The 24104-nt window shown below is 68.7% G+C and carries 22 protein-coding genes; 18 read left to right on the top strand and 4 right to left on the bottom strand.

Annotated features, from left to right (window positions below; genetic code table 11):
- Positions 1 to 2: 2 nt before the first annotated feature.
- A complete protein-coding gene (locus ACQPYH_RS33040) occupies positions 3 to 1157 on the bottom strand; it encodes a DUF1015 family protein (protein ID WP_432879441.1) in 1155 nt (384 codons plus the stop codon).
- Between the two features lie 24 nt (positions 1158 to 1181).
- Between ACQPYH_RS33040 and ACQPYH_RS33035 the strand changes: the two genes are divergently transcribed.
- From ACQPYH_RS33035 to ACQPYH_RS32965, 15 genes are all read left to right on the top strand, one after another.
- A complete protein-coding gene (locus ACQPYH_RS33035) occupies positions 1182 to 2288 on the top strand; it encodes an HAD-IIA family hydrolase (RefSeq protein ID WP_432879439.1) in 1107 nt (368 codons plus the stop codon).
- A gap of 72 nt (positions 2289 to 2360) precedes the next feature.
- On the top strand, positions 2361 to 2828 hold the full coding sequence (locus ACQPYH_RS33030) for a phasin family protein (protein WP_432879438.1): 468 nt from the start codon (positions 2361 to 2363) through the stop codon (positions 2826 to 2828).
- Between the two features lies 1 nt (position 2829).
- Positions 2830 to 3249, top strand: a complete 420-nt coding sequence (locus ACQPYH_RS33025) for a hypothetical protein (protein ID WP_432879436.1) — start codon at positions 2830 to 2832, stop codon at positions 3247 to 3249.
- Positions 3250 to 4065, top strand: a complete 816-nt coding sequence (locus tag ACQPYH_RS33020; RefSeq protein WP_432879433.1) for a TlyA family RNA methyltransferase — start codon at positions 3250 to 3252, stop codon at positions 4063 to 4065.
- A 12-nt stretch (positions 4066 to 4077) separates the two neighbouring features.
- On the top strand, positions 4078 to 5010 hold the full coding sequence (locus tag ACQPYH_RS33015) for an NAD kinase (protein WP_432879430.1): 933 nt from the start codon (positions 4078 to 4080) through the stop codon (positions 5008 to 5010).
- 4 nt (positions 5011 to 5014) lie between these two features.
- Complete coding sequence (gene recN / locus ACQPYH_RS33010; protein ID WP_432879428.1) at positions 5015 to 6745, top strand: DNA repair protein RecN; 1731 nt, start codon at positions 5015 to 5017, stop codon at positions 6743 to 6745.
- Between the two features lie 97 nt (positions 6746 to 6842).
- A complete protein-coding gene (gene steA / locus ACQPYH_RS33005) occupies positions 6843 to 8024 on the top strand; it encodes a putative cytokinetic ring protein SteA (RefSeq protein ID WP_432879426.1) in 1182 nt (393 codons plus the stop codon).
- Positions 8021 to 8968 carry a copper transporter gene (locus ACQPYH_RS33000; RefSeq protein ID WP_432879424.1) on the top strand — a complete coding sequence of 316 codons (948 nt, stop codon included), beginning with the start codon at positions 8021 to 8023 and terminating at the stop codon, positions 8966 to 8968. Before steA ends, ACQPYH_RS33000 begins: the two co-directional genes overlap by 4 nt.
- Before the next feature lies 1 nt (position 8969).
- Positions 8970 to 9779: a hypothetical protein gene (locus ACQPYH_RS32995; RefSeq protein WP_432879421.1), complete on the top strand. Its 810-nt coding sequence runs from the start codon at positions 8970 to 8972 to the stop codon at positions 9777 to 9779.
- On the top strand, positions 9758 to 11335 hold the full coding sequence (murJ, locus tag ACQPYH_RS32990; RefSeq protein WP_432879418.1) for a murein biosynthesis integral membrane protein MurJ: 1578 nt from the start codon (positions 9758 to 9760) through the stop codon (positions 11333 to 11335). Before ACQPYH_RS32995 ends, murJ begins: the two co-directional genes overlap by 22 nt.
- Positions 11332 to 12357 carry a glycosyltransferase family 4 protein gene (locus ACQPYH_RS32985; protein ID WP_432879416.1) on the top strand — a complete coding sequence of 342 codons (1026 nt, stop codon included), beginning with the start codon at positions 11332 to 11334 and terminating at the stop codon, positions 12355 to 12357. Before murJ ends, ACQPYH_RS32985 begins: the two co-directional genes overlap by 4 nt.
- Before the next feature lie 21 nt (positions 12358 to 12378).
- Positions 12379 to 14088, top strand: a complete 1710-nt coding sequence (locus ACQPYH_RS32980) for a CTP synthase (protein ID WP_432879414.1) — start codon at positions 12379 to 12381, stop codon at positions 14086 to 14088.
- Positions 14085 to 14735: an NUDIX domain-containing protein gene (locus ACQPYH_RS32975; protein ID WP_432879411.1), complete on the top strand. Its 651-nt coding sequence runs from the start codon at positions 14085 to 14087 to the stop codon at positions 14733 to 14735. Before ACQPYH_RS32980 ends, ACQPYH_RS32975 begins: the two co-directional genes overlap by 4 nt.
- A gap of 105 nt (positions 14736 to 14840) precedes the next feature.
- Positions 14841 to 18239 (top strand): GH92 family glycosyl hydrolase, encoded by a 3399-nt coding sequence (locus ACQPYH_RS32970; RefSeq protein WP_432879409.1) that lies wholly within the window; start codon positions 14841 to 14843, stop codon positions 18237 to 18239.
- A gap of 13 nt (positions 18240 to 18252) precedes the next feature.
- Positions 18253 to 18978 (top strand): peptidylprolyl isomerase, encoded by a 726-nt coding sequence (locus ACQPYH_RS32965; RefSeq protein WP_432879407.1) that lies wholly within the window; start codon positions 18253 to 18255, stop codon positions 18976 to 18978.
- On the opposite strand, the gene ACQPYH_RS32960 is transcribed toward ACQPYH_RS32965, so the two are convergent.
- On the bottom strand, positions 18979 to 19569 hold the full coding sequence (locus ACQPYH_RS32960) for a hypothetical protein (RefSeq protein WP_432879404.1): 591 nt from the start codon (positions 19567 to 19569) through the stop codon (positions 18979 to 18981). It abuts the gene before it with no gap.
- On the opposite strand from ACQPYH_RS32960, the gene ACQPYH_RS32955 reads away from it, so the two are divergent.
- The gene (locus ACQPYH_RS32955) at positions 19568 to 20002 is read left to right on the top strand and encodes a cupin domain-containing protein (protein WP_432879402.1); all 435 of its coding nucleotides are present in this window, start codon (positions 19568 to 19570) and stop codon (positions 20000 to 20002) included. The genes ACQPYH_RS32960 and ACQPYH_RS32955 overlap by 2 nt on opposite strands.
- 42 nt (positions 20003 to 20044) lie before the next feature.
- Here the strand turns inward: ACQPYH_RS32955 and ACQPYH_RS32950 are convergent, their stop codons facing one another.
- Together ACQPYH_RS32950 and ACQPYH_RS32945 are read right to left on the bottom strand one after the other, a co-directional pair.
- Positions 20045 to 20740, bottom strand: a complete 696-nt coding sequence (locus ACQPYH_RS32950; protein ID WP_432879401.1) for a DUF4386 family protein — start codon at positions 20738 to 20740, stop codon at positions 20045 to 20047.
- Positions 20741 to 20820: 80 nt separating this feature from the next.
- A complete protein-coding gene (locus tag ACQPYH_RS32945; protein ID WP_432879399.1) occupies positions 20821 to 21651 on the bottom strand; it encodes an LLM class F420-dependent oxidoreductase in 831 nt (276 codons plus the stop codon).
- Between the two features lie 357 nt (positions 21652 to 22008).
- Between ACQPYH_RS32945 and ald the strand changes: the two genes are divergently transcribed.
- Both ald and ACQPYH_RS32935 read left to right on the top strand, forming a co-directional pair.
- A complete protein-coding gene (gene ald, locus ACQPYH_RS32940) occupies positions 22009 to 23124 on the top strand; it encodes an alanine dehydrogenase (protein WP_432879396.1) in 1116 nt (371 codons plus the stop codon).
- A gap of 41 nt (positions 23125 to 23165) precedes the next feature.
- The gene (locus tag ACQPYH_RS32935; RefSeq protein WP_432879393.1) at positions 23166 to 24053 is read left to right on the top strand and encodes a site-specific tyrosine recombinase XerD; all 888 of its coding nucleotides are present in this window, start codon (positions 23166 to 23168) and stop codon (positions 24051 to 24053) included.
- The last annotated feature ends 51 nt before the right edge of the window (positions 24054 to 24104 follow it).

Raw genomic sequence — 24104 nt, 5'->3', positions numbered from 1 at the left:
CCTCAGAGCATCCGGAACAGCAGCCCCACTCGCGGCTTCGGCCCGAATGACGTGGCCTTCTGCGGCAGTACGACGCCCTGCGCGGCAGAACGCAGTACCTGGTCCATCCGGGGCGCTGCGAGCTCCACAGCTGCCTGCTGAGGACCAGCCAACGCCAGTGCGTCAGCCAGCGTGTGGTGGAAGCTGATGTCCTCCTCCACGACACCCCAGGCCGGCAGTAGTACCTCATGCAGTAGCGCGACCGTAGGCGTCTCGCCATCGGAGTGGAGCGTCAGCCAACTGGTGCCGTCCGTGATCGAGATGCGGTCCGGATCGCCCTCCACCCGACCAGGCTGCATCTGCCAGCCGGTCGGCGTATGTGTCCGCACAGTCTCCAGATTCAGACCCGGTACGACGCGGTGGATCGGGTCCAGCGTCAGCGGATGGCGGATGTAGTCCACCAGCATCGCCAGACCGACCTCTGCACCTGGCCGGTACGGCTCCCGCAGCTGCCTCTCCAGGTACGCCGCATACCGGTGGTGCCCGTCCGCGATCACGGCCTCATGCTTCGCCAGCTCCGTTGCGATCGCCTCGAGCACCTCTGGGTCGTCGATGCGCCAGATGCGGTGCTCGGCGCCGTTGTAGGTCTCGGCCTCCAGCCACGGCTCCCCGGCCCGCGCCGCGTCCACGGCATCGCTTGCCACGCTGCCGCCGGCGTACGCGAGCAGGATCGGCTCCAGATCAGCGTCGGTCGCTTCCATAAGCCGGAGGCGGTCGTCGACCCAGTGCGGCATGACTTCCTCGTGCGGCAGCACCACTGTGCGTGCCGGATCCAGCCGCAGCGAGCCGACCAGCCCGCACAGTAGGGCGTTCCCCAGCCGCTGCTCGTAGACGTACAGCGCGGGGCGCTGGTCCTGCACGACCACGCCGTCCCGCTGCCACCGGCCGAGCCGCTGCGCGGGTTCGTCGTACCGGCCCGGGCCGAGGTCCGGGTCGCGTGGAAGGATGAGCCTCACCATGTTGTGCAGATCAGAGTCAGTCAGCCGCCGGACGATGGCGGGTTCGAGCACGTCGTACGGCGGTGACGTGACCGCGCCGAGCGCGCTCACCTTGCCGGCCACGAACCGCCACGCGCGCAGCGGCTCGAGCCTCAGCACGCTCCCGCTCGTATCCGGCATGCGCGGAATCGTACGGGGTGAAGCATGAGCGCGGAACGTAAAGCGCCGGAACCGCTGTCGGCGTGTGACGAACCGCTCGCGAGCCAGTACGACGTGGCCCTGCTCGACCTCGACGGCGTCGTGTACGTCGGCCCGGACCCGGTCCCGGACGCCCCCGAGAACCTGCGGAAAGCTGCCAAGGAAGGCATGCGGATCGGGTACATCACCAACAACGCGAGCCGGCCGGCGCGGGTTGTTGCCGAGCACCTCGCATCGTTCGGACTGGACGTGATCGCCGACGACGTGGTGACGTCCGCGCAAGCGGCCGCGAAGCTGATCGCGAGCGAGTACCCAAAGGGCTCGCCGGTCCTCGTGGTCGGCGGCGAGGGGTTGGTCGTCGCGCTCGAGGAGTACGGCCTGACGCCGGTCCGCAGCAGCGATGCGCGCCCGGTCGCCGTCGTACAAGGGTTCCACCCGGACGTGAACTGGGTGATGCTCGCGGACGGCGCGCACGCGATCCATGAAGGCGCGAAGTGGTTCGCGACCAACCTCGATCTGACCATCCCCACCGCGGCCGGCAAGGCGCCCGGGAACGGGACGCTCGTGCAGGCGGTCCGGGCCGCGGTCGACGTGGATCCGGTCGTCGCCGGCAAGCCCGAGCCGCCGCTGCTGGAGACGAGCATCGAACGGCTGAAAGCCAAGCACCCGTTGATGATCGGGGACCGGCTGGACTCCGACATCCAGGGCGCGAACGCGGTCGGGATCGCGAGCCTGTGGGTCGCGACCGGCGTCAACGATCCGTACGACCTGGCGCGGGCGCCGAAGAACCAGCGCCCGACGTACGTCGCTGCCGGGCTCAGCGCGCTGGCCGAGAAGCAGCCCGGCGTGACCGTCGACGGCGGGAAGCATTCCTGTGAAGGCTGGACCGCCGAGATCGTGAACAACGCGGTCGCGGTCAAGGGCGAGGGCAAGCCGTACGACGGACTGCGCGCGATCCTGTCCGCGGTGTGGGCCGCCGTCGACGCGCCGACCGAACCGGCCAAGCCTGCGAAGGCTGCGGGCCGCACCCGGCGTCCCCGCCCGAAGCCCGCTCCCACGCCGGATTCCATCGCGATCGATGCGGCCCTGCACCGCGTGGGTCTCGACAAGTAGGTGCTGCTGGCTGGTATCCCACGTCCGAGGCGATACCGTTGCTGGGAACGATGCGAGGAGACAGTCATGGTGATGGACGCAGTACGTGGCTACGTACAGCTGGCGAGCGGGTTGACCGAGGTCACCAAGCAGAAGGCCCAGGCAGCTGCGAAAGCGTTGCTGCAGCAGACCGGGGCGGATGCGCTGACCAGCAAGGTGAGCGACCTGGCCGACGAGATCGTTGCCACCAGCAAGAGCAATCGTCAGCTGCTGCAGGCGATCGTGGCGAACGAGGTCGAGGGCGCGGTTGCGCGGCTCGGGTTCGTTCGTTCTGAAGAGGTTGCTGCGCTGACCCGCCGGGTGAAAGCGCTGGAGACCGAGCTGGCCGAGGCGCACGCCGCCGGTCCGGTTCACGACCCACTGGTCGGGGAGGCGCCGGTGCTGGCGAAGAAGGCAGCTGCCAAGAAGGCCGCGAAGAAGGTGCCGGCCAAGAAGGCTGTGCCGCTGGCCAAGAAGGCCGCCGCGAAGAAGGCTGCCAAGAAGTCCGCGAAGAAGGCCTGACATGACCGAGCATCCTGGCGAGCAGTTCCCGCCGGACGTCGACCCTGACGTCGAGCCCGATTTCGACCCGTCCGAAGAGACGCCGGCCCACCCGGATTACGACACGGAGCCCGGCGCCCAGGACGTTGCCGAGCACACGGAAACAGCCGAGCACGAGCACGTGGATCCGGCCGCGGTGGAGTTCGGGCCGGAGTTCGCGCGGCCGCCGGGGCAGGAGTACGAGCACTCCTTCGAAGCCGAATCGGCGGAGGACCCGGCTGAGAACGAGGGCGGTCACCCGCTGGTCGAGGAGACCATGTCCCGGCTCGACGAGCTGCGCGACCGGCCGGTGAGTGAGCACGGCGAGGTGTACGCCGACCTGCACGACCGACTGCAGAGTGCCTTGGTGGAGGCGGACGCCGAGCAGGGCGACCGGAGCTGAGTGGCCAAGGCAGCCAAGCGTTCGCGGCTCGACGCCGAGCTGGTACGACGTGGCCTGGCGCGGTCACGTGAGCATGCGAGCGAGCTGATCGCGGCCGGCAAGGTGAAGGTGTCCGGCACCGTCGCCGGCAAGCCTGCGACTGGGGTTGGTCTGGATGCACCGATCGTCGTCGACACGTCCGAGCACGAGGACCCCGGCTACGCGAGTCGCGGTGCGCACAAGCTGATCGGCGCGCTCGAGGCGTTCCCGGCAGTCCAGGTCAAGGGCCGCCGCACTCTCGACGCCGGTGCGTCGACGGGCGGGTTCACCGACGTACTGCTGCGCAACGAGGCCGCGCATGTCATCGCCGTCGATGTCGGGTACGGCCAGCTGGTGTGGGCCTTCCAGACCGACGAGCGGGTCACGGTGATGGACCGGACCAATGTCCGGACGCTGACGCTGGACGACATCGGTGGTGAACCGGTGGATCTCGTTGTCAGCGATCTGAGTTTCATCAGCCTCACACTGGTGCTGCCGGCGCTGATTGGCGTGGTCAAGCCGGACGGCGAGCTGGTGCTGATGGTGAAGCCGCAGTTCGAGGTCGGCAAGGACCGGCTCGGCAAGGGCGGCGTGGTCCGCGACCCGGCGCTGCGGGCGGACGCCGTACGCTCGGTGGCAGCGAAGGCTCACGACCTGGGGTGGGGAATCGAAGGGGTGGCGGCCAGCCCACTGCCTGGTCCGTCAGGAAATGTCGAATACTTCCTGTGGATACGCCGGGAAGCGCCGGTTCTCGATGAGACGATGCTGCAGAGCGCGATCGAGAACGGTCCACAGTGATGAGGGGGCAGGGTGGCTGAGCACGAGCCGCGGCGCGTGCTGCTGGTGACGCATACCGGCCGGGAGCAGGCGGTCGAGGTCGCCCGCGAGGCGCATCGGTTGCTGACCGGCGCCGGGATGCAGGTCCGGCTGCTCGACGTCGAGGCCGAGGCGCTCAAGCTGGACCCGGTCGAGGTGGTCGACGACCCGGAGAAGGCGGCCAACGACGTCGAGCTGATCATGGTCCTCGGCGGCGACGGCTCGATCCTGCGCGGCGCCGAGCTGGCCCGCCCGCACGGCACGCCGGTGCTCGGGGTCAACCTGGGCCACGTCGGGTTCCTGGCCGAGGCCGAGGTCGACGACCTCGAGCGGATCGTCCAGGTGGTCGTCAACCGCAGCTACGCGGTCGAGGAGCGGATGACGCTGGCCGTCGACGTCCGGCTGGACGACGACCTGATCTTCGAGACCTGGGCGCTGAACGAGGCCAGTATCGAGAAGGCCGCCCGCGAGAAGATGCTCGAGGTCCTGGTCGAGGTCGACGACCGCCCGCTGTCCCGCTGGGGCTGCGACGGTGTCGTCGTCGCGACCCCGACCGGCAGTACGGCGTACGCGTTCTCCGCGGGCGGGCCGATCGTCTGGCCCGAGGTCGAGGCGATCCTGATGGTCCCGCTGAGCGCGCACGCGTTGTTCTCCCGGCCGATCGTGGTGGCGCCGACGTCGCGGCTGTCGATCGAGCTGGTCCCCTCCTGGAACGGGCGCGGAGTGCTGTGGTGCGACGGCCGGCGGATGGTCGAGGTGCCGCCCGGCGCCGAGATCACGGTCCGGCGGGGCACGACGCCGGTCCGGCTGGCGCGGGCGCACGAGGCCCCGTTCACCGACCGGCTGGTGGCGAAGTTCGACCTCCCGGTGCTCGGCTGGCGCGGAGCCGCCGAACGCAAACGCAACGGAAACGGAACAGGACACTAGAGCCATGCTGTCAGAGATCCGCATCACCGGGCTGGGCGTGATCGAGGACGCGACGCTGGACCTCGACCCCGGATTCACTGCCGTCACAGGTGAGACCGGTGCCGGCAAGACGATGGTCGTGACCGGCGTGAACATGCTGCTCGGCGGTCGCGCCGACAGCGGTCTGGTGCGGCACGGGACCCGCCGGGCGCGGGTCGAGGGCCGCGCGAGCGCCGTACCGCGGGCGATCGTGCAGCAGGCCGAGGACCGCGGTGGTGAGCTGGACGAAGACGAGTTGCTGATCGCGCGCGAGCTCTCGTCCGAGGGGCGCTCGCGGGCGTTCCTCGGTGGCGCGTCGGTCCCGGTGTCCGTGCTGGGTGAGATTTCCAGCGACCTGGTCGCGATCCACGGGCAGGCCGATCAGTGGCGGTTGCTGCAGCCCGCACGGCAGCGCGAAACGCTGGATACCTTTGCAGGTAAGGCGGTTCTCGTCCCCCTGCAGGAGTACTCCGGCGCCTACAAGCGGCACCGCGAGGTCGAGGCCGAGCTCACCGAGTTGACCACGCGCGAGCGTGACCGCCTGGCCGAGGCCGACCTGCTGCGCTTCGGTCTGGACGAGATCGCGAAGGCCGAGCCGTTGTCCGGCGAGGACACCGAGCTCGCCGCCGAGGAAGAGCGCCTCGCGTACGCCGACGGTCTGCGTACCGCGGCCACGAACGCCGGCGATGCGCTGGCGACCGAGGACCTCGATTCCTCCCGGCCGAACGACGTACTCGGCCTGCTGGCGTTGGCGAAGCAGGTGCTGGACGGCGAGCGCGACCACGACGCGAAGCTGGCCGAGCTGGCCGACCGCGCCGGCGAGCTCGGGTATCTCGCGGCCGATCTGGCGCAGGAGCTGTCGTCGTACGCCGCTGATGTGGACACCGATCCGGCGAGGTTGGCCGTGGTCAGCGAGCGACGTTCCTTGCTGCATGGGCTCGTGCGCAAGTACGGCGCAGAGCAAGGCACCGTGGACGAAGTACTGGAGTGGACGACGCGCTCCGCGGCAAGACTCGCCGATCTTGACGGCAGCGATGAGCGGGTCGAGCAACTGACCGCAGAGCTTGCTGAGCTGGACGCGAAGCTCGCCGACCTCGGCACGCAGATCCGGGAAGCGCGGGTCGAGGCGTCGCAACGACTCGGCGTCGCGGTGTCCGAAGAGCTGACCGGGTTGGCGATGCCGCACGCGAAGCTCTCGGTCGAGGTGCACGAGACCGCGGCCGGACCGTTCGGCATCGACGAGGTCGAGTTCTGCTTCGCGGCGAACCCGGGCAGCCCGGCCCGCCCGCTGCAGAAGGCCGCGTCCGGCGGTGAGTTGTCGCGGGTGATGCTCGCGCTCGAGGTGATCCTGTCCGACACGCATCCCGTGCCCACGTTGGTGTTCGACGAGATCGACGCCGGCATCGGCGGGCGTGCCGCGGTCGAGGTCGGCAAGCGGTTGGCGCGATTGGCCGAGAAGGCACAGGTGATCGTGGTCACGCACCTGCCGCAGGTCGCGGCGTTCGCGGACCGTCACGCGGTGGTGCTGAAGAGCGACGACGGCTCGGTCACCACCAGCGGTCTGGTAGCGCTCGACGACGACGCCAGGTTGAAGGAACTCTCCCGGATGATGGCCGGTCTGGAGAACTCCGACGCCGCCCAGGCCCACGCCGAGGAGCTGCTCGCACTGGCCGCCGAACGGCACAAACCACGCAAGAAGAGTCGTTCCAAAGGATGATTTGACGCACAGTCACTGTTATTTCAGTGCGTTAACAAGGGCCTGCCCGGGTCAATGAACCGGAAGGGGGCTCTTGACATGGCAGGATGAGAGGGCGATGAAACTGCCCAGCCTGCGGAGAGCACGACCCACTGAACTGCCCGGCGTCACCGGAGTGGTCCGGCTGGATCGACGTACCAAGAATCTCACCAAACGTCTCAAAGCGGGCGAGATCGCGGTCATCGACCATGTCGATCTGGACCGGGTGAGCGCCGAGGCGCTGGTCGACTGCAAGGTCGCCGCCGTGGTGAACGTGGCCGACTCGATCAGCGGCCGGTACCCGAACCTCGGCCCGGAGATCCTGGTCGAGGCCGGTATCCCGCTCGTCGACGGCGTCGGCCGCGAGGTGTTCTCGGTCCTGCACGAGGGCGAGCAGGTCCGGCTCGACGACGGCACGCTGTACCGCGGTAGCGAAGCGGTCGCGAAGGGCATGGCCCAGGACAGCATGTCGGTCGCGGAGCTGATGGACGACGCCCGCGCCGGGCTGTCGACCCAGCTCGAGGCCTTCACCGCGAACACGCTGGAGTATCTGCGGCGCGAGAAGGACCTGCTGCTGGACGGTGTCGGCGTACCGCATATTCACACGTCGATGGAGGGCAAGCACGTCCTGATCGTGGTCCGCGGGTACGACTACCGCGACGACCTGGTCGCGCTGAAGTCGTACATCCGTGAGTACCGGCCGGTCCTGATCGGCGTCGACGGCGGCGCGGATGCGCTGGTCGAGAACGGGTACGTCCCGGACCTGATCGTCGGCGACATGGACTCGGTCAAGGACGAGACGCTGAAGAGCGGCGCCGAAGTGGTTGTGCATGCGTATCGCGACGGCCGCGCGCCCGGTTCGGAGCGGCTCGAACGACTCGGGGTGGAGTCGATCGAGTTCCCGGCCACCGGCACCAGCGAGGACGTCGCGATGCTGCTGGCCGACTCCAAGGGCGCCTCGCTGATCGTCGCGGTCGGCACCCACAACTCGCTGGTGGAGTTCCTGGACAAGGGCCGCTCCGGGATGGCCAGCACCTTCATCACCCGGTTGCGGGTCGGTGCCAAGTTGGTGGACGCCAAGGGCGTCGGCCGGCTGTACCGAAGCCGGGTCTCTACTCTTCAGGTCGTCGCGCTCGCCGCGGCCGGTCTGTTCGCACTCGGCATGGCGCTGGTCGCGATCGGCGCCGACGACGTGCTCTGGTCGATCCTGCGGGCGCGCTGGGGCGACTTCGTCTACTGGATCCGGGAGCTGTTCACGTGATCGACTTTCGCTACCACATCGTCTCGATCGTGGCGATCTTCTTCGCCCTGGGCGCCGGTGTGGTGCTCGGCGCCGGCCCGCTGAAGGGCACCGCCAGCGAGGTCGTCGCGGCGCAGGCCGACAAGGACCGCCAGCAACTCGCCGACGCGCGGGACGAGCTGACCCAGATGAAGGCCCTGGACAAGTACCGCGACGACTACGTCGCCAAGGTCACCGCCGGGCTGACCCACGGCAAGCTGGCGAACAAGAAGATCGCGATCGTCACGATGCCGAACGCCGACAGCGACCTGAGCGACGGTGTGCAGGGCGAGCTGGAGAAGGCCGGCGGCGTGGTGAACACGAAGGTCGCGCTGGACGCGAAGCTGTTCGACACCGGTCAGCGCCAGCTGGTCGAGTCGCTGGTCAACCAGCTCGTCACCGCGGACATGGACTTCCCGAAGGACAGCACGACGTACCAGCGGGCCGGTCTGCTGCTGGCGCGCGGGATCGCGGCGAAGGAAGAGGGCAGGACCGCCGACGCGGACTCGACCAAGGTGCTCAGCGGGCTGACCGGCGCGAAGCTGCTGTCGCTGAAGCCGTCGCAGCCCAAGGACCGGGCCAGCCTGATCGTGGTGATCGCCGCCAAGCCGCCGACCCCGACGCCGGACAACTCGACGTACAACGACGCGGTCGACTTCATCAAGGGCCTCGACATCGGCAGCGGCGGGGTCGTCCTCGCGGGTACGCCGGCCAGCGCGGCCGACGGCGGACTGATCAAGGCCTTGCGGAGTGACTCCGAGGCCACCAAGATCGTTTCCTCGGTGGACGTGGCCGATCTCCCCGCCGGGCAGATGACGGTCGTCTTCGCGCTGGCCGAGCAGGCCACCGGGAAGGCGGGGCAGTACGGCGCGATCAACGCGAAGGACGGCATCGCGCCGTCGGCCGTACAGACGAAGGACAACTGACGTGGGAATTCTGAGCGCCGTCGTTGCGGCGGCCGCTACTACCGGGCTCGAGCGTGCAGCGGAGAAGCTGCCGAAGGAGAACCGGGCGCCGTTCGAGCGCACCAACCACCGCGGTGAGTCGGTGACGCTGCTCGAGGGCCCGGTCGCGGTTCTCGGCGCGCTTGCGGGCGTCGCCGCGTCGCGAGGCAACGGCAAGGTGAAGGCCGCCGCGCTGGTCGCCGGAGCGGTGTCGGGTGCGGTCGGTGCCTACGACGATCTCCGCGGGACCACGCAGGCCAAGGGTTTCCGCGGCCACCTCAGCGCGTTGAAGCGCGGCGAGGTGACCAGCGGCGCGGTGAAGATCCTCGGCGTCGGCGCCGCCGGTCTCGCGGCCGCTGCGCTGCTGCCGCGCAAGTCCCGCGGTGTGAAGGCCTTCGCCGGAGTCGTTGCCGACGGCGCGCTGATCGCCGGTACTGCGAACCTCACCAACCTGCTCGACCTGCGTCCGGGCCGTGCGCTCAAAGCGGTCACGGCGATCAACGCTCCGCTCGCTGTCGTGAGCGGTCCGGCCGGCGCCGTTGTCGGCGCCGCCGGTGCGTCCGCACCCTCCGACCTCGGCGAGCGCTCGATGCTCGGCGACTGCGGCGCGAACGGCCTCGGCGCGATCACCGGTACGGCGCTGGCCGCGTCGCTGCCGCGCCCGCTGAAGACCCTCGTCCTGGCGGCGGTCGTCGGGCTGAACCTCGCGAGCGAGAAGGTCAGCTTCACCAAGGTCATCGCCGACACCCCGGTCCTCGACAAGATCGACCAGTGGGGCCGACGACCCAGGTGAGTCGGGTCGCCCGCGCCGCGCTGGTTGTCGCGGCGATCACTGTTCTGGCGCGGGTGGTCGGGTTCGCTCGGTGGTTGGTGTTCTCGAAGACCGTCGGTGCCGGGTGCCTGGCCGAGGCTTACACAACGGCGAATCAGCTACCCAACATCCTTTTCGAAGTCGTCGCCGGCGGAGCGCTGGCCGGGGCCGTTATCCCTGTCCTCGCGGGGCCGGTGGCTCGTGGAGATCGGGCCGCGCAGGGGCGGATCATCGGGGCGTTGCTGTCCTGGTCGTTCGTCCTGCTGACGCCGGTTGCCTTGCTGGCTTGGCTTCTGGCGGGCCGCTACACCGACGCGATGCTCGACCCCGGCGCCGACTGCAGCAGCACGACGGCGACCGCGACCCGGATGCTGGCGATCTTCGTGCCGCAGGTCTTCGGGTACGCCGTGGCAGTGATCGCGACCGCGGTTCTCCAGTCCCACAAGCGTTTCGCGGCCGGTGCCATGGCGCCGCTGATCTCGAGCCTGGTGGTCGTCGCCACCTACCTCGTCTTCGCGGCGACCGCTCCGGACGCCGACGCGGCCGCGCGTGCAGCGACCGACCTGCTGGCCTGGGGTACGACGGCCGGCGTCGCGGCGCTCGCCCTCACGGTGCTGATCCCGATGCTGTTCCTCCGGCTTCCGATCAGGCCGACGTTGCGCCTGGATCCCGGCGTCGGCCCGGTCCTGCGCAGGCTCGCGCTCGCGGGTCTCGCCGTACTCGTCGCGCAGCAGCTGACCTTCGTCGTGACGACGTACCTCGCCAACCATCGCGGCGTGCCGGGCAGCATCGCGGTCTACACGTGGGCCAACGCCGTCTACCTGTTGCCCTACGCGGTTCTCGCCGTTCCGATCACGACCGCTGTGTTCCCGCGGTTGGCGGCCGCGTTCGACGCGGGGGAGCGGTTCGAGCACTACGCGGCGACCTCCACCCGCGCGGTGATGCTGGCGGGCGGCGCGGGTGCTGCGCTGCTGGTCGGCACCGCCGTACCGGTCGCGAGGATCTTCGCGTACGACGACGGCGCCGTACAGGAGGCCAGAGCCACCCTGCTCGTCGACGGGCTGTTGTTGTTCGCTCCAGCGGCGATCGGCTTCGCAGTACTGATGCATGTCGGCCGGGTTCTATATGCGCGGCACTGCGGTCGCGAGGTTGCTGTTGTGACGTCTGCGGCCTGGGTACTGGTGGCCCTTGCCGGTGTGGCGCTGACTGCGCGGTGGGCTGCGGTGCCCGCACTGGCGGCAGCGATGTCGGTCGGCATGGTGATCGGCGCGGTTGTGCTGCTCGGAGTACTGCGACGGGAGGCGGGCCCCACTGTGCTGGCTGGATTCGCCCGTGCGACCCTTGCTGCGTTGGTCGGAGCCGCTCTGGCAGGAGCGGCAGGCTGGCTGGTCTCGGTGCCGGCCGGCGACGCAGGACCGGCGAAGGCAGTCGTGTTCGCACTCCTCTCCGGCCTGGCCGTCGTCCTGGTGTACGCCGGTGTGGTGCTTGTCTTGGATCGCGCGGACGCTCGCGCACTGGTTCGACGGGAGAAGCCATGAGGATCGGGCTGCTGCTCGCGGAGTCGCGGGGCGGCATCGGGCAGCACGTCGCCTCGCTGGTGCCGCGGTTCGTGAGCGCCGGTCACGAGGTGATCCTGTGCGCGCCGCCCGGCACGGCCGAGCACTTCGAGTTCGGTCCGGCGACGGTCGTCACGCAGGCGGCCGGGCTGCGCGGCTGCGACGTGATCCACGCACACGGCTACCGCGCCGGGATGACTGCGCTGCGGGACCGTTCGCGACTGCGTCCCCTGGTCGTCACCTGGCACAACGCGGTGATCGCGCCCGGGCCGCGTGGCCTCATGATGCGGATGGGGCAGCGATTGGTTGCCCGGGGCGCGGATCTGACGCTGGGCGCCTCCAGCGACCTGGTGGAGCTGGCGAAGAGCCTTGGCGCTCGCAACGCTCAGCTGGCTCCGGTGGCCGCTCCTGCGATGCCCAGGATCCGTACGCCGCGCGCAGAGGTCCGGGACGAGCTAGGTGTCGGCAACCGGCCCATGGTGCTCACCATCGGTCGGCTGGCGCCGCAGAAGGACTATCCGACGCTGCTGTCGGTCGCCGCGCGGGTCCACGAGTCCACTCCGCACGCCGTCTTCGTCGTAGTGGGTGACGGACCGTTGCGGGACAACCTGCAGGCGCGGATCGACGCCGAGCAGCTACCGGTCCGGCTGCTGGGTCACCGCAACAACGTGGCTGACCTGCTCGGTGCGGCCGATGTGTTCTTGCTCACCTCGCACTGGGAGGCTCGCGCGCTGGTCCTCCAGGAGGCGATGCAGGTCGGCGTACCGGTCGTGGCGACCGCGGTCGGCGGCGTACCCGAGCTGGTCGGGGACAGCGCCGTACTGGCGTTTCCGGGGGATGCGGACGGGCTGGCGGACGGGGTCCGGGCGGTCCTGGCCGAGCCGGAGACCGCGAACGCTATGCGGACACGAGGCCGGGAGTTGTCCTCCCGATGGATGGATGAGGACGCGGTGGCGAAGAATCTGCTCGACATCTACGCGGGTCTCGTCGCGACCGGTGGTTGACAAGAGGTAGGCTGGAGACCCGTGGACAGGGCTTCGACTTCCCAGCAGACCAAGCACGTATTCGTCACCGGTGGCGTGGCATCCAGTCTCGGAAAGGGACTGACAGCGTCCAGCCTCGGCAGTCTGCTGACGGCTCGGGGCATCCGCGTCACGATGCAGAAGCTGGATCCGTATCTGAACGTGGATCCCGGCACGATGAACCCGTTCCAGCACGGCGAGGTGTTCGTCACCAACGACGGCGCCGAGACCGACCTGGATATCGGGCACTACGAGCGTTTCCTCGACCGCGACCTCTCCCAGGTCGCCAACGTCACCACCGGACAGATCTACTCCAGCGTCATCGCCAAGGAGCGTCGCGGCGAGTATCTCGGCGACACCGTGCAGGTTATCCCGCACATCACCAACGAGATCAAGGAACGGATGCTCGCGATGGCGAGCGCCGACGTCGACGTCGTACTGCACGAGATCGGCGGCACGGTCGGTGACATCGAGTCACTGCCGTTCCTCGAGGCCGCGCGGCAGGTCCGGCACGACGTCGGCCGCGACAACGTGTTCTTCCTGCACATCTCGTTGGTCCCGTACATGGCGCCGAGCGGTGAGCTGAAGACCAAGCCGACCCAGCACTCGGTCGCCGCGCTGCGGTCGATCGGTATCGCGCCGGACGCGGTCGTCTGCCGGGCGGACCGGCCGATCCCGGACAGCGTCAAGCGGAAGATCTCGCTGATGTGCGACGTCGACCAGGAGGCCGTGGTGGCCGCCCCGGACGCGCCGTCGATCTACGACATCCCCAAGGTGCTGCACGCCGAGGGCCTCGACGCGTACGTCGTACGCCGGCTGAACCTGCCGTTCCGGGACGTCGACTGGACCCGCTGGGACGAGCTGCTGCGGGTCGTGCACCACCCGAAGGACGAGGTCACCGTCGCGCTGGTCGGCAAGTACATCGACCTGCCGGACGCGTACCTGTCGGTCGCCGAGGCGCTGCGCGCGGGCGGGTTCGACAACGACGCCCGGGTGAACCTGCGCTGGATCGCCTCCGACGAGTGCGCCACGCCCGAGGTCGCGGCCCGGCTGCTCGGTGACGTCGACGCGATCTGCATCCCCGGCGGCTTCGGGGTGCGCGGTATCGAGGGCAAGATCGGCGCGATCCGGTTCGCCCGCGAGCAGGGCATCCCGATCCTCGGGCTGTGCCTGGGCCTGCAGTGCATGGTGATCGAGGTGGCCCGCGACCTGGCCGGCCTGGTGGACGCGAACTCCAGCGAGTTCGACCCGGACGCCGAGCAGCCGGTGATCGCGACGATGGAGGAGCAGAAGCACATCGTCTCCGGCACCGGCGACATGGGCGGCACGATGCGCCTCGGGCTCTACCCGGCGAATCTGGCCGACGGCTCGATCGTCCGCGGCCTGTACGGCGCACCGTCGATCCAGGAGCGGCACCGGCACCGCTACGAGGTGAACAACGCGTACCGGGACAAGCTGGAGACCGCCGGCCTGGTGTTCAGCGGTCTGTCGCCGGACCACGAGCTGGTCGAGTTCATCGAGCTGGACCGGTCCGTTCACCCGTACTTCGTGGCCACGCAGGCGCACCCGGAGCTGCGGTCGCGGCCGACCAAGCCGCACCCGCTGTTCTCCGGCCTGGTCGCGGCGGCTCTGGACCGGCAGCGCGAGTCCCGGCTCCCGGTCGAGGAGCCGAAGGCGGCTGCTGCCAAGAAGACGCCGGTCAAGACCCGATGACGGACCATCCCGAGCTGCGGTTCGGCGCGGGGCTCGCCGATCAGCCGGAGCACTGGCCGGTCTCCTCGTCCGAGGTTGTGCACGAGACCGGCCGGGTGATCTCGGTACGCCGGGACACTGTCGCCCCGGCTGGTGCCGAGCCGTTCGTCCGGGACGTCGTCGTACATCCCGGTGCGGTCGGGGTGGTGGCGCTGGACTCGGCGAACCGGATGCTGCTGGTGCGCCAGTACCGGCATCCGGTCGGCTACAAGCTGCTCGAGCCGCCGGCCGGGCTGCTGGACGTCCAGGGGGAGCAGTACCGCCTGGGCGCCGAGCGCGAGCTGTGGGAGGAGACCGCGACCAAGGCCGCCGACTGGCGGATCCTGGTCGACGCGTTCACCTCGCCCGGCCTCACCAACGAGGCGGTCCGGATCTTCCTGGCCCGCGACCTGTCGCCCGCCAACGAGTCCTTCGAACGCCTCCACGAGGAGGCTGACATGGAGACCGTCTGGGCGCCGCTCATCGACGTGGTCGGCGCCGTCCTGGCCGGCCAACTCCAGAACCCGATCCTCGTCATGGGCTCGCTAGCCACCTGGACCGCCCTCAACGGCCCCGGCTTCGACACCCTCCGCCCCGCCGACTCCCCGTGGCCGGCGAAGGACCGCTGAAGTACCGGAACTACGCGGAGGTCTTGACCCGCTGCGGTGGGTGAGGGTATCTGTTGCTGACAACGATGTCACGCCACCTCACTCCGCCCAAGGTTGGTCCCGCCCATGCGTCGTCCTGTGCTGTCCAGTCGCGCCCTGCTGTCCCGTCCCGCTTTGCGGTCCCGTCGTGCGAGCTTGCTGCTTGCCGGCGTCCTGATCGCAGCTCTCGCTCCCACGGCCCACGCCGTGCCGACTCCATCACCGGCCGGCTCCGGCGCCCATCCGACGACCGCGACACCGCCTGATCCCGCCGTCAGTGGGTTCCGGGCCGACGCCGTCGGGAGCAGCCGGATCACCACCAGCTCCCTGGATCCCACCGAGCACGTGGACCCGTTGATCGGGTCCACGAATGCCGGGAACGTGTTTCCGGGCGCCGTGCTGCCGTTCGGGATGTTTTCGTTCAGTCCGGAGACGAGTCGGGGGAATGCTTATCGGACGGCCGCGCCCGGTGGGTATCTGTACGACGCGACCAAGATCCGCGGGTTCAGTCTCACGCATATGAGCGGGACCGGATGTGCGGGTGGTTCGGGGGACATCCCGATCTTCCCGTTGGCGGGTGAGGTGACGAGCTCGCCGCAGAGTGATGCGAAGGACGAGACCTACGCGTCGACGTTCAGCCACGCAAACGAGGTCGCCAAGCCCGGGTACTACAAGGTTGGCCTCGACTCCGGTGTGACGGCTGAGTTGGCCGCGACGACGCGGACCGGGTCGGCGGCGTTCACGTTCCCGGCCGACAAGGCCAAGACGCTGATGTTCCGTACGTCGAACTCCGAGGTCGGATCGAGCGACGCACAGATCAGCATCGACCCGGCGCACCGTACGGTCAGCGGATCGGTGACGAGCGGCAACTTCTGCGGCTATCTGGCCAGCGTCGGGCAGCGCAGCTACTACACGCTGCACTTCGTCGCCGAGTTCGACCAGCCCTTCAAGAACCAGGGCACCTGGACCGACACCACGGTCACGCCGGGGAGCACTCAGGCGAGCGGCGGTACGACGTACGGCACGGATGGCTGGATGCCGCCGAACAAAGGGTCCGGCGGGTACGTCGGATTCGACAACGACAACGTGACGATGCGGATCGGCATCTCCTACGTGAGCACCGCAAACGCCCTGGCGAACCTGCGGGCCGAGAACCCGCGCGGTACGTCGGTCGCGATGACCGCCGCGAAAGCCAAGCAGGCCTGGCGGAAGCAGCTCGACCGGATCGAGATCACCGGCGGTACGACGGACCAGCGCACGACCTTCTACAGCGCGCTGTACCACGCGTCGCTGCACCCGAACGTGTTCAGCGACGTCAACCAGCAGTACTGGGGTTTCGACCAGAAGCCACATCGCGTGTCGCGCGGACAGGTGGCGCAGTACGCGACGTTCTCTGGGTGGGATGTCTACAGGTCGCAGCTGCAACTAGTTACATTGCTCGATCCGGAGCGGGCAGGGGACATCGCACAATCGCTGCTCAACCAGGCCACGCAGAACGACGGCATCTGGGACCGCTGGACACATGCGTCCGGCAGTACGTCGGTGATGACCGGCGACCCGTCCGCGCCTGCTGTGGCCGGCATCTACGCGTTCGGTGGTACGAACTTCGACGCTCGCGGCGCACTGCGCTCGCTGGTGAAGGCGGCGACCGTACCGACCGCGAAGGACCTCAGCTCCGCCGGGAAGCCGGTCATGACGATCGGACAGCGGCCGTCGCTCGACAAGTACCTCGCACTGCACTACGTCCCGACCAAGTCCAACGCGTGGGGCGGTGCGGTCGAGACGCTCGAGGATGTGACGGACGACTTCGCGTTGGCCCAGCTGGCACAGCGCACCGGCGACAAGCCGACGTACAAGCAGTTCCTGACGCGGTCGCAGTACTGGCAGAACGTGTTCAACCCGGACAACGGCGGCTACGTGCAGAACCGCGACGACAACGGCGCCTGGCCGGCGTTCACGCCCTCGACGTACGACGGGTTCGCCGAGGGCAGCAGTGCGCAGTACACGTGGATGATCCCGCACAACCGGGCCGGACTGGTCGACGCGATCGGTGGTGTGGATGCGACGAACCAGCGGCTGGACGCGTTCTTCAAGAACCCGGACGGGACGTGGGCGCTGACCGGTGCGGGCGAGCTGCACGCCGAGATGGACAACGAGCCGTCGATCAACACGCCGTGGATCTACAACTACACCGGCCGGCCGTACCAGACGCAGGAGACGTTGCGGCAGGCAATGAACCAGCTATGGAACACCGGCACCGGCGGGATCCCGGGCAACGACGACCTCGGTGCGATGTCGTCCTGGTTCGTATGGACCGCGCTGGGTTTGTACCCGGACGTGCCGAGCCGTGCGGAGCTGCAGGTCGCCGCACCGCTGTTCTCGAGGGCAGTGATCCACCGGGGCAGCCGGACAATCCGCATCAACGCTCCGGGCGCAGATGCGCAGTACGTGCAGTCGTTGAAGGTCAATGGGAAGTCGTCGACCAAGCCATGGCTGCCGGAGTCGTTCGTGCAGCATGGCGGGACGCTGGACTTCAAGCTGGGTACTACGGCCAACACCTCATGGGGCTCCGCAGCCAAGGACGCACCGCCGTCGTGGCGGACCGGAGAGATCCCGTTCCAGACGTCCACTGACACGAGCCGGGTCGTCGTTGCACCAGGCACCAGCAGCGCGCCGATCGCTGTGCAAGCTCACCGACTGAGTGGGACCGCGCAGGACGTCACCTACACGATCAACGCACCTGCTGGTCTCACAGCGACACCTGCTACTGGCACGTTCCACGTGGACAAGGTCGGCAGTGCGTCGGTGACGATCACTGCAGCAGCTAGTACGCCGGACGGCCGCTACCCGGTCACGGTGTCGATGAAGGCCGCTGACGGTACTGCGTTGCCACAGGTCGGTTTTACTGTGGTCGTCGGTCTGCCGAACTCGTTCTTCGTACTGCGGGAAGGTGCGGGCATCTCCGACGACAACGGCGACCACACCGAGGCGGACTACGACGGCGGTGGCGTCAGCTACTCCCGCCAGGCGCTAGCGGCCGCCGGTCTCACACCAGGTGGTACTGGAACTGTGCAAGGCCTGACGTTCACATGGCCCGACGTACCGGCCGGTGACCCCGACAACGTGCCTGCTGACGGTCAGCTGCTCAATCTGAACCTGCCGGCCGGTACGACGAAGCTGTCGTTCATCGGTAGCGCTGTGAACGGAAACCAGCAGACGACCGCGACGCTGAACTACGCCGACGGCAGTACGTCGCCGATCGACCTGTCCTTCAGCGACTGGACCCTGGGCGGTGGCGGCGACACCCTGCACTACGGCAACGTCATCGTCGCGACCACGCCGTACCGCAACGAATCCGGAGGTGGGAAGGACAACGTCACCACGCACATCTTCGCCACGGCGCCTGTGACCTTGACCCAGACGCCCGTGAGCATCACTCTGCCGGAGGACCGTGACTTGCGGCTCTTCACCGTGGCAGCAGGCTAGGGAGGGACTGTTCATGAGGAAGACAAGCGTGATCGCGTGCGCGGTGCTGGCGGTGGCCAGCTTGCTGGTCGCGACCGCACCGGCCGAGGCAGCCGGTACGCCGGGGACCACCAACGGCCCATGCGGCTACATGGCGACTCCGGACGATCCGCCCGCGCGTCCGGTGTCGTTGCCGCCGGATCCGCAGCACACGCCGGACAAGGGGATCGTCAAGGTCCTCGTCGCGACCAACCAGGGGCCGATGCTGCTCTCGCTCGACCGGGCGAAGGCGCCGTGCACGGTGCAGAGCTTCCTGCACCTGGCGAAGAGCCGGTTCTACGACTTCACCACGTGTCACCGGCTCACGCTCTACCCGACGCTGAAGGTGCTGCAGTGCGGCGACCCGAGCGGTACGGGCGAAGGCGGGCCGGGCTACTTGTACAAGGACGAACTGCCGACCGGCCTGCCGAACTGGCCGACCGATCCGACAGGTGTCAGCAAGGTGTACGCGCGGGGCACGGTCGCGATGGCGAACGCCGGACCCAACACCAACGGCTCGCAGTTCTTCCTCGTCTTCGGGGACTCGCGGCTGCGCCCGGACTACACGATCTTCGGCTCGGTGGAACGTCTGGGCCTGGCCACCCTCGACCGCGTGGCCGCAGGCGGGATCACGCCGACGCCCGACGACCCGACCGGGGTTGACGGAGCGCCGGCCCGGAAGACCGACATCCTCGTGGCCCGCTCGCTGGGCGCCTGGTAGTCAGCGACTGACAGCTTCGCCGCCGTCCTCCGCGAGGGCGGCGGCGACCTGCCGGGCGTTGGCCGCGAACTCGTCCTCGGGAATCTTCGGCAGCATGTCGTCCCAGGCAGCGATCATCGCGCCGCGGAGCTGCATCATCCCGAGCGGCCGCGCCATGAACCACAGATGAAAGTGCTCGCTGCCGTCACCCCACCGGTTGAAGTGCGTCCGCGCGACGCTGTCGATCCCTTGGATCGCCTTGGCCACCCGCTGGATCATCGGCCCGAGCGTCACGGTCAACTCCGCCGGCAGGTTGTCGAGCCGGTAGTGCTCATGCGGCTCGAGCAACGCCACGAACGGCAGCCCCGTGGGCCCGAACGACTTCAACGCCCACTGCTCGTCCCGCCAGACCACGAACCCACCCGGATCCGCACACTTCGCACACGGCTTCCCACCGTCCTCACCACCCCGTGGCGGTTCAGGCAGCACAGGCTCGGCCAGTTCCACCACCTGCACCTCACCCTCGAACGGAAAGAACGGTTGCCCGACCAACGGCTCGGATGACATGCGTTCGCCGTACGGAAGCCTGCGGTGGTATTCGGAAGGCAGCATGCACCGCACTCTGCCGGAGAATCGGTTCATGGAGAAGCCGGAGTTGGCGGGGTTGCTGGGGATGGAGCGGCATCCGGAGGGCGGGTGGTACCGGGAGACCTGGCGGTCCGGGGTCGAGTTCGAGCCGGAGGGGTACGGCGGCGTGCGGGCCAGCGCCACCGCGATCTACTTCCTGTTGGCGCCGGGGGAGGAGTCGCGGTTGCATCGGGTGCGATCAGCGGAGATCTGGCTGTGGCACTCGGGTGGACCGTTGACGCTGGAGTACGACGACGAGTCCGTCGTACTCGGACCCGACGTACGGGCCGGGCAACAACCGCAGGTGGTGATCCCGCCAGGCGCATGGCAGGCCGCGCGGCCCGCGGGCGACGAGGCCGTGCTCGTGTCCTGCATCGTCTCGCCGGGCTTCGACTTCGCCGACTTCACGATGCGGTAGGCCGGCGCCCCCGGCAACTGTTGCCAGGGGCACCAATCAGGTCTACATCTGCGGTACGGCGGCCTCCCCGGTGCTCAACTCGGGCAGGTGCTCGCGGACCATGAACCCGCTCGCGCAGACGATCCAGATCGCGGTCAGCAGCAACGGGACCGTGGTCATCAGGAACCCGCCCGCAACCCACCTGCCGCTGGTCGCGAACACACCGAACGCGCCCGCGAACGAGACCACAGCAGCAAGCAGCGCGAGGTACCCGAGCCAGTTCGGCATCAGGTGGGTGCGCATCACGCCGATCCCGGCCGCGGCCAACGGCAGCGCGGCGGCGAAGCCGATCATCGTCGTCATCACCGCGCTCAGGTTGTACAGCATCATCGTGATCGCCGCGTCCCGCCCGGCGATCCCGAACGCGGTCGAGGCCGTGAGGCCGGCATTCACGAAGATCGCGCCGCCGACGAGCACCGATCCGGCCAGCAACGCAAGGTGTACGTCGCTGCGCTCGGCCCGCTCGCGGATCGCCTCGGCGAAGGCGGCCGCGAACCAGATGACCAGTCCGGCCGCGGCGGCCCACATCAGCGAGCTGAACAGGATCGTGGTCCGGTGGTCGGTGAGCCAGCTCGAAACCGTGCTGTCAGAATCACCGACCGTCGGAGGATTACCGGACAGGAATCTGCCCAGCATTGCCAGGACGACAAAGGCCAGTCCGGCGAAGCCGCCCCATCGCAACTCGTGTCGCTCAGTCACGGGGAAACACCTCCAACGTGCACCGCGCCATGTGGTGCACCTACTGCTGATGTTCCCTCGATCCCGGGCGGAATCAAGCTCTACGCGAGCACAGTTGCCAGCGCCTCGTATCCGGGCAGTAGATCGATGCCTTCGCGGCCCAGCTGCTGGATTGCGACGTGGTCCGCGCCTGCGTCCAGATGTGCCTTCAGGCCCTCGGCGACCTCGACTGCCGACCCGTGCAGGACCATCGCGTCGACGAGCCGGTCGCTGCCTCCGTCGGCGATGTCGTCGTCGGTGAAACCGAGCCGCTTGAAGCTCGAGGTGTAGTTCGACAGCTGCAGGTACGACGCCAGCCGGTCGCGCGCCGTTGCCCGGGCGACCTCCGGATCGGTCTCCAGCACGATCATCTGCTCCGGCGCGAGCAACACCCCGCCGCCGAGGATCCGGCGCGCTTCCTTCGTGTGCTCCGGGGTCGTCAGGTACGGCAGCGCGCCGGCGGTCCGTGCGCCCGCGAGTTGCAGCACCTTCGGCCCGAGCGCGGCCAGCGCCCGCCGGTCGGCCGGCACCTTCGCGTCGTCGAGCTCGTCCAGGTAGCCGACGATCGTCTGGTACGGCGACTTGTACTCTCCGGTCGCCTCCCGGTGACCGATCCCCACGCCGAGCAGGAACCGTCCCGGGTGCTCGTCCTCCAGCCGGTGGTACGACGCCGCGACGTCGGCCGCCGGCGACTTCCACATGTTCACGATGCTGGTGCCGACGGCAACCGAAGCCGTTGCGGCCAGCAACACCTCGGCGTCGCGCAGACCGGCCTCCGGCGAGCTGCCCAGCCACAGCGTGCCGTACCCCGCCTGCTCCAGACCCGCCGCCAGTTCCGGGCCGAAATGCTGAGGTCCGTGCCAGACCCCGTACCGTCCCAGTTCGACTGCCACGCCGTACTCCTCTCGTAGATCAACCTCAGCGTGCAACCCGGGGCGGACGGGCTCCGTTCCAAGCATCTCTGACGCCGACGAATGGCCGTCAATGATCGTTGCCGTGTCAGTCGGGACCCAGCGGTGGCCGGCGATCGCTGCGTGTGGGAAAGCTCACCGACCGTAGCCAGGTATCACTTCGTTCTCCGTGGCGTCATCTTCTGTGAAAGGTCGTGTCAAGATCAGACCATCCGGTCGGGTGGTATGAACCGCAGAGGCTTACACTCGGCAACGACCTGGCAGCACACCCCTCAACCGCCGGGCCCGCGGACACAACGACGTGAGCCGCACACCTGGAACGTGAAAGAAGGGCAAGTTGTGAAGGTCGGAGTACCGAAGGAACTCAAGAACCACGAGTACCGGGTGGCGATCACCCCGTCCGGTGTGCACGAGTTCGTGCGCAGCGGGCACGAGGTGCTGATCGAGCAGGGGGCGGGCAACGGTTCGCTGATCCCGGACGAGGAGTTCGTCGCGGCCGGGGCGCGGATCGTGCCGACGGCGGACGAGGTCTGGGCGGACGCGGAGCTGGTGCTCAAGGTGAAGGAGCCGGTGGAGGAGGAGTACCACCGGATGCGCAAGGACCAGGTGCTGTTCACGTACCTGCACCTTGCTGCCAGCCAGGAGACGACCGACGCGCTGCTCGAGTCCGGCATCACCAGCATCGCCTACGAGACCGTGCAGCTTCCGGACGGCACTCTGCCGCTGCTGGCGCCGATGAGCGAGGTAGCCGGCCGGCTCGCGCCACAGTCCGGTGCGTACCACCTGATGGCGCAGGGCGGCGGCCGCGGCGTGCTGCTCGGCGGCGTGTCCGGCGTGCACCCGGCCCGCGTGGTCGTCCTCGGTGCGGGTGTCTCGGGGATGAACGCGGCTGCGATCGCGCTCGGTATGCAGGCGCAGGTCCAGCTGTTCGACCGCAACATCGCCCGGCTGCGTCAGGCCGACCAGATCTACCAGGGCCACCTGCTGACGATCGCCTCGAACGCGTACGAGATCGAGCGCGCCGTGCTCGAGGCCGACCTGGTCATCGGCGCGGTGCTGGTCGTCGGTGCGAAGGCGCCGAAGCTGGTCACCAACGACATGGTCAGCCGGATGAAGCCGGGCAGCGTGCTCGTCGACATCGCGATCGACCAGGGCGGCTGCTTCGAGGACTCGCGTCCGACCACGCACGCCGACCCGGTGTACCGGGTCCACAACTCTCTGTTCTACTGCGTCGCCAACATGCCCGGTGCGGTGCCGAACACGTCGACGTACGCGCTCACCAACGTGACGCTGCCGTACGCGATCGAGCTGGCGAACCTGGGCTGGCGGGAGGCGCTGAAGTCCGACCACAGCCTGGCTCTCGGCCTGAACACCTTCGACGGTCACGTCACGTACGGACCGGTTGCGGAGGCGCACGACCTGTCCCAGCTGAAGCTCGACGAGGTGCTGGTCTGAGCATCACCCGGGCAGTTGGCACCTACCTGGACCACCTCACGGTGGAGCGCGGCCTGGCCGCCAACACCCTGGCGTCGTACCGGCGTGACCTGCGCCGGTACGGCGGTTACCTCGCCTCGGTCGGGATCGACGACCTCGGCCGGATCACGGAGGCCGTGATCGGCGACTTCCTGATGCGGCTGCGCGAAGGCGATGCGGACCATCCGCCGCTGACGGCCTCCAGCGCCGGGCGGACGGTTGTGGCGGTCCGCGGGTTCCACAAGTTCTGCGTACGCGAGGGGCTGACCGCTGTGGACCCTGCGGCGGCCGTGAAGCCGCCTGCACCGCCGCAGCGGCTGCCGAAGGCACTGTCTGTCGACGAGGTCACCCGGATCCTCACAGCGGCCGCTGGCGCCGAGGCTGAGCCCGCCGTGCTGGCCACTCGGGACGCTGCACTTCTGGAGTTCCTGTACGGCACCGGAGCCCGCATCTCCGAGGCAGTCGGCCTGGACGTCGACGACATCGACCTGGAGGCCGGTGCGGTGCTTCTGCGAGGTAAGGGCAGCAAGGAGCGGGTGGTACCGGTCGGGTCGTTCGCTCGCGACGCACTGTCGGCGTACCAGGTCCGTGGTCGCCCTGAGCTGGTGTCGCGCGGACGTGGGAACCATGCGCTGTTCCTGAACGCCCGCGGCGGCCGCCTGTCCCGCCAGAGCGCCTGGACGGTACTGCGTCGGGCTGCGCAGCGGGCTGGCATCTCGAAGGAGATCTCCCCGCATACGCTGCGTCACTCGTACGCAACGCACCTGCTGGACGGCGGGGCCGACGTACGCGTCGTCCAGGAGCTCCTCGGACACGCATCCGTCACGACGACCCAGGTCTACACCCTGGTGACGGTCGACAAGCTCCGCGAGGTCTACGCAACCTCACACCCCCGCGCACTCTCCTCTTAAGGTTAGACCCCGGTGCTTGGACATTCGGGACGGTGTGCGATCATCTGCTCA

It is taken from the genome of Kribbella sp. CA-245084 (genome assembly GCF_050942355.1).
GTDB lineage: Bacteria > Actinomycetota > Actinomycetes > Propionibacteriales > Kribbellaceae > Kribbella.
This window is presented reverse-complemented; position numbering and strand designations above follow the sequence as displayed.

Coding starts and splice junctions, on each gene's coding strand:
- recN (WP_432879428.1), top strand. CDS start 5,015: ATGCTGTCAGAGATCCGCATCACCGGGCTGGGCGTGATCGAGGACGCG.
- ACQPYH_RS32975 (WP_432879411.1), top strand. CDS start 14,085: ATGACGGACCATCCCGAGCTGCGGTTCGGCGCGGGGCTCGCCGATCAG.
- ACQPYH_RS33035 (WP_432879439.1), top strand. CDS start 1,182: ATGAGCGCGGAACGTAAAGCGCCGGAACCGCTGTCGGCGTGTGACGAA.
- steA (WP_432879426.1), top strand. CDS start 6,843: ATGAAACTGCCCAGCCTGCGGAGAGCACGACCCACTGAACTGCCCGGC.
- ACQPYH_RS33025 (WP_432879436.1), top strand. CDS start 2,830: ATGACCGAGCATCCTGGCGAGCAGTTCCCGCCGGACGTCGACCCTGAC.
- ACQPYH_RS33040 (WP_432879441.1), bottom strand. CDS start 1,157: ATGCCGGATACGAGCGGGAGCGTGCTGAGGCTCGAGCCGCTGCGCGCG.
- ACQPYH_RS32985 (WP_432879416.1), top strand. CDS start 11,332: ATGAGGATCGGGCTGCTGCTCGCGGAGTCGCGGGGCGGCATCGGGCAG.
- ACQPYH_RS32965 (WP_432879407.1), top strand. CDS start 18,253: ATGAGGAAGACAAGCGTGATCGCGTGCGCGGTGCTGGCGGTGGCCAGC.
- ACQPYH_RS32970 (WP_432879409.1), top strand. CDS start 14,841: ATGCGTCGTCCTGTGCTGTCCAGTCGCGCCCTGCTGTCCCGTCCCGCT.
- ACQPYH_RS32960 (WP_432879404.1), bottom strand. CDS start 19,569: ATGCTGCCTTCCGAATACCACCGCAGGCTTCCGTACGGCGAACGCATG.
- ACQPYH_RS33030 (WP_432879438.1), top strand. CDS start 2,361: ATGGACGCAGTACGTGGCTACGTACAGCTGGCGAGCGGGTTGACCGAG.
- ACQPYH_RS32955 (WP_432879402.1), top strand. CDS start 19,568: ATGCACCGCACTCTGCCGGAGAATCGGTTCATGGAGAAGCCGGAGTTG.